Consider the following 12,026-nt stretch of genomic DNA (forward strand, 5'->3'; position numbering starts at 1 on the left):
GAGTCTTCTGATATGACTACGACTTCTCCCACCACCAAGGCTCCCCGCGCCAAGGGCCAATCCCAGCTCTCGGTTGCCTGGGCACAGTTCCGCAAAAACCGCCTTGCCCAGATCGGCGGAACATTCCTGATCCTGCTGTATCTGATGGCGGTCTTTGCACCCTTCCTTGCACCCGATGGGCTGTCGAGCTACTCGACCACCAACATCACCCGTTTCCACCCACCCACGCCGATCCAGTTCCGCGATCCGGAGACGGGCGCGTTTACCCGGCCCTTCGTGTATCAGTACACGCAGCAACTTAATCTGGAAACCTTCGTCAACGAGTACCAGCCCACCACGACACGCTGCCCCATCTACTTTGGGGTGCGCGGCGACGAATACCGGCTGCTAGGGCTGATTCCGGGCAACATCCACCTGTTCGGCACCGGACAGGAGAATCCGGACTGCAACGTGTACCTGATGGGTGGCGAGGGGTTGGGCCGTGACCTCTTTACTCGCATCATGTATGCCTCGCAGATCTCGCTGACCATCGGTGTGGGGGCGGTCCTGATCTCCACGATCATCGGCCTGCTGATGGGCGCGATGGCCGCTTTCTTCGGGGGTGTGGTTGATACCATCATCATGCGTCTGGTCGAGGTGCTCGCCAGCATTCCGACCCTTTTCCTGCTGATTTTGCTGCGTTCGGTGTTTCCCCAGGATATCAACCCGATCTTCGCGCTGTACATGATTCTGGGCCTGGTGGCATTTATCGGCTGGGGCGGCCTGGCCCGTGTGACCCGTGGACAACTGCTCAGCGTGCGGGAACTGGACTTCGTGTCGGCGGCGCAGGCGCTCGGCGCGGGCAACGGCCGCATCATGTGGCGGCACATGCTGCCCACCATGACCACTTATGTGATCGTGAGTCTGAGTCTGGGGATTCCGGGCGCGATCCTGACCGAATCGGGACTGAGCTTCTTGGGCATAGGGGCGGTCGAGCCGTACGTGTCGTGGGGCAGTCTGCTGACCCAGGCGCAGGAAGGCGGCTTTTCCAGCTTCACCCAGCGGCCGTGGACGCTGATTCCTGGCTTCTTCATCGTGTTTACGGTGATGGCCTTCCAGTTGCTGGGCGACGGTCTGCGCGACGCCTTCGACCCACGCAAGCGGTCGTGAGCGCTCTGGCTTCGTAAGCTTTCTGACGGCGCCGCCCCATGCACGCGGGGCGGCGCAACTTATCCCCCCGGGATGCCTGTATGATGACGGGCGTGTTCCGCAACGTGGCGCAGGAGATGGAGGAAAGATGACCCATCAGGGTGAGGTTCTGCTGGCCGTCAATGGCCTGAAGACGTACTTCAACACCGACGACGGTGTGGTGAAGAGTGTGGACGGGGTAACCTTCCACATCAAAAAGGGCGAGACGCTCGCGGTGGTGGGGGAGTCCGGCTCGGGCAAGAGCGTGACCAGCCTGTCGATCATGCGCCTGATTCCGATGCCGCCCGGCCAGATTGTGGACGGCGAGATTCTGTTCACCGGCAAGGACGGCGTGCAGAAGAACATCGTGAATCTGCCGGAAGCCGAGATGCGCCGCATTCGCGGCAACGACATCTCGATGATCTTTCAGGAGCCAATGACCAGCCTCAACCCGGTGTACACCATCGGGGACCAGATCGGCGAGGCAGTCATGCTGCACCAGGGCAAGAACAAGCGCGAGGCCCTGGCAGTCGCTACGGAGATGCTGCGGTTGGTGGGCATCCCCGCGCCGGAAAAGCGCGTGAACGAGTACCCGCACCAGATGTCGGGCGGGATGCGTCAGCGCGTGATGATCGCGATGGCGCTGTCGTGCAACCCGGCCCTGTTGATCGCAGACGAGCCGACCACGGCGCTCGATGTGACGATTCAGGCGCAAATTCTGGACCTGATGCGCAAGCTGCAGCAGGAAATCGGCATGAGCATCCTGTTCATCACCCACAACCTTGGGGTGGTCGCCGAAATGGCCGACCGGGTCGTGGTGATGTACGGCGGGCGCGTGGTCGAGGAAGGCGACGTGGTCGAGATTTTCAAGGCGCCTCGCCACCCCTACACCATGGGACTGCTGAACTCGATTCCCCGCGCCGGGGACGCCGCGCACGTGCCGGGTCAGCCCAAGCAGCGGCTGGAGGCGATTCCGGGCAACGTGCCCAATCCCCTGAACCTGCCTCCCGGTTGCCCCTTCGAGCCGCGCTGCAAATTCGCGGTGGAGGCGTGCAGCGAGGCGGTGCCCCCGCTGTTCGACACGGGCGGCGGCCACGTGGCCCGCTGCATCCGCTGGCAGGAGTTCGAGCAGGCCCAGCATGAGGTGAACGCATGACCCGCACGGTGATTACCGCTGACCCCGGCGACGTGTCCGTGGCGGCCCAGACGCCCGGTATGGTCGCGGCGCCCCAGACCGCCGAGACGCTGCTGGAGGTCAACAACCTTCAGAAGTACTTTCCCATCCGGGGCGGCCTGCTCTCACGCGTGGTGGGCAACGTCAAGGCCGTTAACGACGTGTCCTTTAAGCTGGGGCGCGGCGAGGTGGTCGGGCTGGTGGGCGAGTCGGGCTCGGGCAAGACGACCGCCGGACGGGCGATTCTGCGCCTGATCGAGCCCACGGGGGGGCAGGTCATCTTCAACGGGACCGACATCACCCAGCTCTCCAAGGGCCAGATGCGCGACTACCGCCGGGAGATGCAGATTATCTTCCAGGACCCCTTTGCCTCCCTCAACCCGCGCATGACGGTGTCCGACATCATCGGCGAGGCGATGCAGATTCATAACCTGCACCCCGGCCGGGACCGCATCGACCGCATCGCGGAACTGCTGTCCAAGGTGGGCCTGCGCCCCGAGCACATGCGCCGTTACCCCCACGAGTTCTCGGGCGGTCAGCGCCAGCGCATCGGGATTGCGCGTGCGCTGGCGGTGAACCCCAGCTTCATCGTGGCGGATGAGCCGGTGTCGGCGCTCGACGTGTCCATTCAGGCGCAGGTCGTCAACCTGCTGCAAGACCTTCAGGAAGAACTGGGCCTGACGGTGCTGTTCATCGCGCACGACCTCGCCGTCGTGGAGTACATCTGCGACCGCATCATCGTGATGTACCTGGGCCGCGTGATGGAAATCGCGCCCAGCCGCGAGTTGAACACTAACCCCAAGCACCCCTACACGGAGGCCCTGCTCTCAGCCGCGCCCGTGCCTGACCCCACCGTCAAGCGCCAGCGCATCATTCTGGAAGGTGACATTCCCAGCCCGATTAACCCGCCCTCGGGCTGCGTGTTCCGCACCCGTTGCCGCTACGCGATCGACGACTGCGCCAAGATCGTGCCCGAGCTGCGCGAGGTGGGGCCGGGACACTTCAAGGCGTGCATCCGGGACGACATTCTGTAATCGCCGCCCCGCAGGGGCCGAGCGAAGCGAGAAACGAGAGGAGCACCGGGGCGCCCCGGTGCTCTTGCCGTCGTGGGCGGGAGGGCCTGAGCTTCTGCTGGGGCGTCCGTTTTTGCTGGGGGCTGACCGCTGACGACTGACCGCTCTCCCTCTCACACTTCATCAGCCCCCGCCCGCCAAGCTGCTCTCATGAGACAGCTTCTGACAGCGGCACTTGCGGCGGCACTCGGCACGGCCTCGGCGGCAGACCTCCGCATCTATCCCAGCTTCACGGAGGTGCGCGAGCCGGTGCGGGCGACGGGCACCACCCTGACGGTCACCCTGCCGGAGGCGGCCTGGGCCGGGCTGATTCCGGGCACGCTGGACCTCGACGGGCTGCCCTTTACCTCGGCGGTGCAGCGGCAGGAGCCGAACTGGCTGGCCTCGCTGGAGGGGAAGACGGTGTTCCTGAAGCGGGAAGGCGAACCTACGCAGCCCGTCACCCTGATCCGGGCGCGGGACTTGCTGGTGCGCGACGCCCAGGGACGGTACCTGACCGCCCGCTATGAAGATCTCAGCTTTGATGTGGCGCCACCCGTCAACGCCCTGTCGCCTATCCAGACGCTGACCTTCACGCTGCCGCAGGCGGGCGCGGGGACGCTGGCCTACCTGACGCGGGGGGTGACCTGGGCGCCGCGCTACACCCTGCGGGCGAGCAACCAGGGTGCTCAGCTCTCGGCGCTGGCGGACATTCGCAACGGCACCGACCTCGCCTACGACGTGAAGGCGACCGAGCTGTACGCCGGGGACGTGGAGGTGCGCGGCCAGCCGGTGCCCTTCCCGCAGGCGGCCTTCCGCAACGAGGCGGCCGATGCGGCAGAAACGGTGACGACTGCTGCCCCCACCATCAACTCCCAGGGCGAGCTGCGCGGCCTCTACCGCTACGCCCTCTCCGCCCCCTTCACCCTGCCCGCCAACAGCGTGGTCACGCTGCCCTTCCTGACGCCCAAGCTGACGGGGTTCGAGCGCTACGCAGGCCTGAACACCTACTTCACCCCGCAGAACACGTCGGGCACGCTGAGCCGCTTCTACCGCCTCAAGGCCGACGAGCGCCTGCCCGGCGGATTGATCACCGTGCGCGAGGAGGGGCGGCTGGTGGGCCAGACCAGCATTCCCGAGACGGCGCAGGGCGCCCAGATCGAGTTTAGCCTCGGCAACGACCCCGACGTGCGGTATACGCGGGCGGTGCAGACCGTGAGCAGCGAGCGCAACGCCCAGGGCAACCCGGTCAGGACGACCTACCGGGTGACCTACACCTTCGAGAGCAGCAAGGACCGCGCCGTCCGCGCCGAGGTCACCGAGATCGTGGGGGGCCGCCGCATCGTGATCGACTCGGCCCCGGCCCGCCAGAACCAGGCCCGCGCCGAACTGCGGGTGGACGTGCCCGCGAATGGCCGGGCGACCAGGAGCTTTACAGTGGTGGTGGATAACAGCTAGCCGCCAGCACAAGGGCCTTTGCTTAAGCAGAGGCCCTTTCTTGCTGGTCGCTGGAAGCTGGCCGCTCTACACGATTCCTCCCAGATACGCCCGCGCGTCCGCCTTGACCGGCATGAAATAGGCGTGCTGGCGCCTCTCCCGCGCGAAGGCGAGCAGCTCGGCGGCAAAGGTGCGATTCCACTCCAGCGTGGGCGCGAAGGTGCGGGGGAAGACGGCGTGGTTGCGTGCCCGCCAGTAGTTCAACGAGGAAAGGGTCAGCACGCTCGTCGCGCCCCACCAGACCTCGGCCTCCTGGGGAATCAGGTCGGCGTAGGCGGCCAGCAGCCGCAGGTCGAAGAAGGGCTGGGTGAAAAAGCCACAGGCGCCCGCCTCCAGCTTGCGCTCCAGGTAGTCACGCTCGCGGGCGAGGCTCTGGCGGTAGGGGTCCAGCCCCGCGTAGACACGCACGTGCGGCAGCTCTCGCCGGAAACGCCGGATCGCCCGCACCGCGTCCACGTCGTACACGCGGGCGCTCATGTCGGCGGGGGCGTCCCCGGTGACGATCAGCACCTCGTCGATGCCGAAAGTCGCCAGGGCGTCCACCATCGCCAGCGGGCCGTCCGGGTCAAGGTCCACGGCGCGGATGTGCGGAATGGCGCGGTAGCGGGGCCGGGCAAAGGCGCACCCCTGCCAGGACCGGGTCGAGTAGCGGGTCAGGTCCACCACGTTGACGGTGTCCACGCCGGGGAGGTACTGCGCCACCGCCTCCAGTTCCGCACGCAGGCCACTGCGCGAGCGGGGGACGAGTTCGACCGAGATGCGGCTCACTGGCCGCCTCCGGCGGCGGGTCGAGGGGTCAAGGCGTCGAGCGGTCGAGGGAGATTATCCGGTCTCGACTTCTCGACCTCTCGACCCGCCGCGTCATAGCCCAGAATCGGCCCCAGCCAACGCTCCGCCTCCTCCACCGTCCAGCCTTTCCGCCTCGCGTAATCCTCCACCCCATCGCGCCCGATGCGGCTCACGGCGAAGTAGCGGGCTTCGGGGTGGGCGAAGTACAGGCCGGAGACGGCGGCGGCGGGCGTCATCGCGCACGACTCGGTGAGTGCGAGGCCGATGTCTTCGGCGTGCAGGAGGTCGAAAATGGTGCGTTTCTCCGTGTGGTCGGGTTGGGCGGGGTAGCCGGGCGCGGGGCGGATGCCGACATAGCGCTCGCGGATGAGGTCGTCGTTGCCTAACGTCTCTTCGGGCGCGTAGCCCCAGTAGTGCGTTCGCACGTCGCGGTGGAGCTTCTCAGCGAACGCCTCAGCCAGCCGGTCCGCCACCGCTTTGGTCAGGATGCTCATGTAGTCGTCGTGCTGCCGCTCGAACTCGCGGCTCAACTCCTCAGCCCCGTGGATGGCGACCGCGAAGGCGCCGATGTGGTCGCCGCGCAGTCCCACGAAGTCGGCCAGGGCCGTATTTGGTGTCGTTTGATCGCGCTGTTGGCGCAGGGTGTGGAGCGTGATGGTCGAGAGGTCCAGGGGTCGAGAGGTCGAGTCGGGACTGTCCTCGACCCCTCGACTCCTCGACCACTCGACTACGATGTCGTCCCCCTCGCGCCAGGCGGGCCACAGGCCGATCACGCCACGCGCCGTCATCAGGCCCTCATCCACGACTCGTTTCAGGAGTGCCTGAGCGTCGCCCAGCAGTTTCCGGGCCTCCGCGCCGCGCAGGGGATCGGTCAGGATGTTGGGGTAAATTCCCTTCATCTCCCAGGCGATGAAAAAGGGCGTCCAGTCGATGTATTCGAGGAGTTCGGCGATGGGGTGCTCAACCACCGTCCGGCCCAGGATACGCGGCGTGGGTACGGCGGCGGGGGAGAGGCGGGGCGCACGCTCGCGGGCTTCGTTCAACGGGATCAGCCGGACCTGCCGCTCGCCGTGCCGTTCGCGCAGGGCCTCGTATTCGGCGCGGGTGCGTTTCTGCACGGCCTCCGGGTCGCTCAGCAGGTCACCCACCACGCCGACCGCGCGGCTGGCGTCGAGGACGTGGACGACTGTGCCGTCGTAGGCCGGGTCAATCTTGACCGCCGTGTGGGCGCGGCTGGTCGTGGCGCCGCCGATCAGGAGGGGTGTCTTCAGGCCGCGCCGCGTCATCTCCCGCGCCACGTTCACCATCTCGTCGAGACTGGGGGTAATGAGGCCGGAGAGCCCGATCACGTCTGCGCCCATCTCCCGCGCCGTGTCCAGAATCTTCTCGCCCGGCACCATCACGCCGAGGTCGGTCACCTGGTACCCGTTGCAGGCGAGCACCACGCCCACGATGTTCTTGCCGATGTCGTGCACGTCGCCCTTCACGGTGGCGAGGAGGACCTTGCCCTTCCCGCTGCTGCCCGTCTGCTCGGCCTCCAGGTAGGGGGTGAGGTGGGCGACGGCGCGTTTCATCACGCGGGCGGACTTGACCACCTGCGGCAGGAACATCTTCCCGGCCCCGAAGAGGTCACCCACCACGTTCATCCCGTCCATCAGCGGCCCCTCGATCACGGCCAGGGGCGAGCCGAGGAGATGATACGCCTCCTCCGCGTCCTCCGTCACGTAATCAGTAATGCCTTGAACGAGGGCGTGTTTCAACCGCTCAGCAACCGGAAGTTCACGCCACGCGCTCTGGGCGCTCGCTTCCCGCTTCACGTCCTTGTAACCCTCGGCAAGCTGAATCAGCCGTTCGGTCGCGTCCGGCCTCCGCGCCAGAATCACGTCCTCCACCGCCTCGCGCAACTCCGGCTCGATGTCGTCGTACACGGCGAGCATCCCCGCGTTGACGATGCCCATGTCGAGGCCCGCCCGGACCCCGTGATACAGGAAGACGGCGTGCATCGCCTCGCGGACGTGGTTGTTGCCCCGGAAAGAGAAGGACACGTTGCTGATCCCGCCCGACACGAGCGCCCCCGGCAGGTTCGCCTTGATCCAGCACGTCGCCTCAATGAAGTCCAGCGCGTAACGGTCGTGTTCCTCCAGCCCCGTCGCCACGGTGAGCACGTTGGGGTCGAAGATGATGTCCTGGGGCGGGAAATGCGCTTCTGCGGTCAGCAACTTATAAGCGCGGGAGGTGATTTCAATGCGACGCTCCAAGTTGTCTGCCTGCCCCTCCTCGTCGAAGGCCATGACGACGGCGGCGGCCCCGTAGCGGCGCAGCAGCCGCGCCCGCTCCAGAAACTTTGCCTCCCCGTCCTTGAGGGAGATCGAGTTCACGACCGCCTTGCCCTGCACGCGCTTGAGGCCCGCTTCGAGAATCTCCCACTTGGAGGAGTCGAGCATCAGCGGCACGCGGGAAATGTCCGGCTCGCCCGCGAGGAGGTTGACGAACTTCACCATCGCGCCTTCGCCGTCCAGCATCCCCTCGTCGAAGTTCAAGTCCACCAGTTGGGCGCCGTTCTGGACCTGCTGCCGAGCGATTTTGAGGCCCGCGTCGTAGTCGCCCGTAAGGATCGCCTTGGCGAACTTGGGGCTGCCCGTAACATTCGTCCGCTCGCCCACGTTCACGAAATTCGTTTCAGGCGTGACGGTGAAAGCTTCCAGGCCGCTCAGGCGGAGGTAGGGCGGGAGCCTGGGAGCGGTTCGGGGAGGAAGACCGTCTACCGCCTCCCTGATCGCACGGATGTGCTCGGGCGTCGTCCCGCAGCAGCCGCCCACGATGTTGACCAGCCCCTCCTCGGCGAAGGAACGCAGGACGGCGGCCGTGTGCCCCGGCGTCTCGTCGTACTCCCCGAAGGCGTTGGGCAGGCCCGCGTTGGGGTGGACGGAGACGAGTGCTTCCGTGTTCGCCGCAATCGCCCGCAGGTGGGGCCGCAGCAAATCCGCTCCCAACGCACAGTTCAACCCCAGGCTGAAGAGGTTCGCGTGCTCGGTGCTCACCGCGAACGCTTCCGGCGTCTGCCCACTCAACGTGCGCCCCGAGGCGTCCGTAATCGTCCCCGACAGCATGATGGGGAGGGTCTTCCCGGCCCTGGCGAACACCTCCTCGCAGGCGAAGAGGGCCGCCTTCGCGTTCAGAGTGTCGAAGACGGTCTCGATCAGGAGGAGGTCGGCGCCGCCTGCCAGCAGTCCCTCGACCTGCTCCGCATACGCGGCGACCAGATCGTCGAAGGTGACGTTGCGGAACTCGGGCCGCTCCACGTCGGGGGAGAGGGTGGCCGTGCGGTTCGTGGGACCGACCGACCCGGCGACCCAGCGGGGGCGACCGTCGCGGGCCTCGAACTCGTCGGCGACCTCGCGGGCCAGCCTCGCCCCGGCCTCGTTCATGTCTCGCACCAGATGTTCGGTGCCGTAGTCCGCCTGGGAAATCGACGTGGAGTTGAAGGTGTTCGTGGAGGCGATGTCTGCGCCCGCCTCGAAGTACACGCAGTGAACGTCCCGAATCACGTCGGGCCGCGTCAGTTGCAACAGGTCGAAGTTGCCCCGGTACATCCGCAACGGGTCGGCCTCATCCCAGCGGAAGTCGCCCTCCGTCAGCCCCGCCCGCTGGAGCATGGTGCCCCAGGCCCCGTCGAGCACCAGAATCCGTTCCCGCGCGTGTGCGCGAATGTCGCGTGTGTCTGCCGCCATGAAATCACCCCGGTCGAACAACGGGCCGCCCGTCTGTGCTCAGCAGCCCGTGAAATCTCGAATGCGCCCTCTAGCGCCGCCTCTGGGCCATCGCCTCCCGCCGCGCCATCGTTGGCCGCGTGTGGCGGGAGCTTTCCCGGATGGGCACCGCTGCCGTGATGGGGGCCGGTTGCCGCGCCGTCCCTGGGCGGGAAAAGCCCTCGGGCGCTCTGGATGGCCGTGCTCAAGCGGGCACGACTGCGGGGAGGATAGCGTGGGGACTCCGGGGCCAACTGGAGTGGAATGGACAGGTGCGGCCTCAGCCTGTCTCGACTCCTTTCCGCAATCGCCAGCGCTGCACCTTACCGCTGGGGGTGCGCGGCAGTTCGGGCAGGCGGGTGAAGGTTAGCGGGCGCAGGCGGCGGGGGAGCGACTCGCGCAGGGCGGCGTGCCACTCGGGGTCGCCCGGCGCGTCCGGTTCCGGCACCACGAAGGCGTGCAGGGCCTGGCCGTATTCGGCGTCGGGAACCGGGTACACCGCGCACTCGCGGACGCCGGGCAGCGCGGCGATCCGGGCCTCGACCTCCGCCGGAAAGACATTCTCGCCGCCGATCAGCAGCAGGTCGTCCGCCCGGCCCGTCACGAAGAGGCGGCCCTCCGCGTCCCATCTTCCCAGGTCGCCCGTCGCCCGGCCACGCCCCACCGCGATCTCGCCCCGGTCCCCCTCCAGCCGCACCCGCACGCCGGGAAGGGGGCGGCCCACCGTGCCGGGCGCCGCGCCGAGGTCGGCGGGCGTGGCGAGGGAAATCAGGCCCGCCTCGGTCGAGCCGTAGAGGTTGAACAGTACGTGGCCCAGCCGTTCCCGCGCCCGCACCGCCAGCGCCGGGTCCAGCGGGGCCGAGCCGCACACGACGGTGCGGAGGGCCGGGGCCGTCCCGTCGGCTTCCGCGAGGAGGCGGTGCAGCACGGTGGGGACCAGCACCAGCACCTCGATTCGCTCGCGCTCCAGCGTGGCCCACAGCTCGCGGGCACCCCGCCCCGCCGCGAGGTGGACGGGTGCCCCCATCCCCAGCCCCAGCGCGAGGGCCGCCAGCCCATGCCCGTGAAAGAGCGGGAGCGGCAGCAGGGTGGGCGCTCCCGCCCGCAGGTTCAGCGCCTCCAGCAGCGCCCCCGCGCTCGCCAGCGCCGCCCCCGGCGACCACGAGCGGCGCACGACCCGCGCTTCGCCCGTCGTGCCGGAGGTCAGCAGGACCGGGCGCCCCGCGTGGGGTGGGAGTGGCCTGCGGGGGCGCGGAGACAGGAGGTCGTCCAAGCTCCACACCGGCACCCCGCCGCACCAGTCCTCCCCCAGCGGAGCGTCCACCAGCAGTGCCCGGAGGCCGTGCGCCCGCACTAGCACTCCCAACGCCGTCTCCGACTGCGCCGGGTTCAGCAGGGTCACCCGCAGCCCCAGCCGCAGCGCCCCCAGCAGGGCGGCCACCGCGTTCGCACCCTGCCCGGCCCGCAGCCCGACCGCCTGACCGGGGCGGAGGTGGGGGGCCAGGGCCGCCGTCACCCGGTCCGCCCGCTCCCGCAACTCCCCGAAAGTCACCGGGCCGTCCCCGTCCACCAGCGCCACCCGACCCGGCTCCCGGCCCGCCCACCACGCGGCCAGCGCGTAGAGGCCCGGTCCCTCGCGGGTCAGGGTGCCCAGCAGCCCCGCCAGGGTGGACGCGGGAGTGGGGGAGAGGAGGCCGCTGCGCCGTACCGCTCGCCAGACGGCCCTCACCGCCGACTCCAGCGCCGCTCGGCTTCTTCCAGCCGGGCCAGCCCACTCGCCAGCAGCCCCGGCGCGAGGAGGCCCGCGACCTCTACCGGGCGCAGCCACCAGGGGGCGACCCGCAGCACCGGGCGCACCAGCGGCAGCAGCGCGGCGTGGGCGGCCTCGTCCGCGCTCAGGGCGGGCAGGAAGCGGTAGGCGCGGGTGGGGGCGCTCATGGGCGTCTGCACCAGGGGAAGGTACACGCTGGCGACCCGCACGCCCTGGCCCCGGACCTCGGTCCCCAGGGCGTGCAGCCACAGGTCGAAGCCCGCCTTGCTGCCCTGGTAGGCCCCCCAGCGCGGCGCCCCCACATGCCGCGCCGAGACGCTGGAGACGTTCACGATCACGCCGCCCCGCCGCACCAGCCCCGGCAACAGCCCCAGCAGCAGCGCCGCCGGGCCGCTGAAATTGACCGCGAGCAGCCGCCCCAGATCATCCCGCGCCGCCCCCTCCAGCGCCGGGCGCCGCACCGATTTCCCCGCGTTGCTGACCACCGCCCACAGGTCCGGGTGCTCGGCCCCGATTCGCGCGGCGACCGCCCTCACCGCCTCGGGGTCGGCCAGGTCGGCGGGGTAGACGTGTGCTCGGCCCCCTCTCGCGCAGATGTCCGCCGCGACTTCCTCCAGCCGCTCCGCCCGCCGCGCGAGCAGCAGCACCTCGGCCCCCGCTGCCCCCAGTTGCCGCGCCGCCGCCTCCCCGATGCCCGACGACGCCCCCGTCACGAGGACTGGGCGACCCGCGACCGCCGCCCGCAGCGCCTCCGGGTCACGGCAGGCGGGCGGGGAGAGCAGCAGGCGGGAGAGGGACATGGGCCGATGCTGGCATATGGGGGCGGG

The 12,026-nt window shown here is 68.7% G+C and carries 8 protein-coding genes; 4 read left to right on the plus strand and 4 right to left on the minus strand.

Annotated features, from left to right (window positions below; all coding sequences use genetic code 11):
• The first annotated feature begins 12 nt into the window (after positions 1-12).
• The 4 genes from F8S09_RS01655 to F8S09_RS01670 all read left to right on the plus strand — a co-directional run bounded on the left by F8S09_RS01655 (position 13) and on the right by F8S09_RS01670 (position 4,851).
• The gene (locus F8S09_RS01655; protein ID WP_152868376.1) at positions 13-1,149 is read left to right on the plus strand and encodes an ABC transporter permease; all 1,137 of its coding nucleotides are present in this window, start codon (positions 13-15) and stop codon (positions 1,147-1,149) included.
• A 127-nt stretch (positions 1,150-1,276) separates the two neighbouring features.
• A complete protein-coding gene (locus tag F8S09_RS01660; protein WP_152868378.1) occupies positions 1,277-2,323 on the plus strand; it encodes an ABC transporter ATP-binding protein in 1,047 nt (348 codons plus the stop codon).
• Positions 2,324-2,382: 59 nt separating this feature from the next.
• Positions 2,383-3,375 (plus strand): ABC transporter ATP-binding protein, encoded by a 993-nt coding sequence (locus F8S09_RS01665; RefSeq protein ID WP_152869897.1) that lies wholly within the window; start codon positions 2,383-2,385, stop codon positions 3,373-3,375.
• Positions 3,376-3,564: 189 nt separating this feature from the next.
• On the plus strand, positions 3,565-4,851 hold the full coding sequence (locus F8S09_RS01670; RefSeq protein ID WP_152868380.1) for a DUF4139 domain-containing protein: 1,287 nt from the start codon (positions 3,565-3,567) through the stop codon (positions 4,849-4,851).
• 66 nt (positions 4,852-4,917) lie between these two features.
• Here the strand turns inward: F8S09_RS01670 and F8S09_RS01675 are convergent, their stop codons facing one another.
• The 4 genes from F8S09_RS01675 to F8S09_RS01690 form a co-directional block, all read right to left on the minus strand.
• Positions 4,918-5,658: a methylenetetrahydrofolate reductase gene (locus F8S09_RS01675; protein WP_322618426.1), complete on the minus strand. Its 741-nt coding sequence runs from the start codon at positions 5,656-5,658 to the stop codon at positions 4,918-4,920.
• Positions 5,655-9,410 carry a methionine synthase gene (gene metH / locus F8S09_RS01680; RefSeq protein ID WP_152868382.1) on the minus strand — a complete coding sequence of 1,252 codons (3,756 nt, stop codon included), beginning with the start codon at positions 9,408-9,410 and terminating at the stop codon, positions 5,655-5,657. The genes F8S09_RS01675 and metH overlap by 4 nt, the downstream gene beginning before the upstream one ends.
• A 298-nt stretch (positions 9,411-9,708) precedes the next feature.
• Positions 9,709-11,157 carry a class I adenylate-forming enzyme family protein gene (locus F8S09_RS01685; protein WP_194165183.1) on the minus strand — a complete coding sequence of 483 codons (1,449 nt, stop codon included), beginning with the start codon at positions 11,155-11,157 and terminating at the stop codon, positions 9,709-9,711.
• On the minus strand, positions 11,154-11,999 hold the full coding sequence (locus F8S09_RS01690) for an SDR family NAD(P)-dependent oxidoreductase (RefSeq protein ID WP_152868386.1): 846 nt from the start codon (positions 11,997-11,999) through the stop codon (positions 11,154-11,156). Before F8S09_RS01690 ends, F8S09_RS01685 begins: the two co-directional genes overlap by 4 nt.
• Positions 12,000-12,026: the final 27 nt, after the last annotated feature.

Source organism: Deinococcus terrestris (genome assembly GCF_009377345.1).
Classification (GTDB): domain Bacteria; phylum Deinococcota; class Deinococci; order Deinococcales; family Deinococcaceae; genus Deinococcus; species Deinococcus terrestris.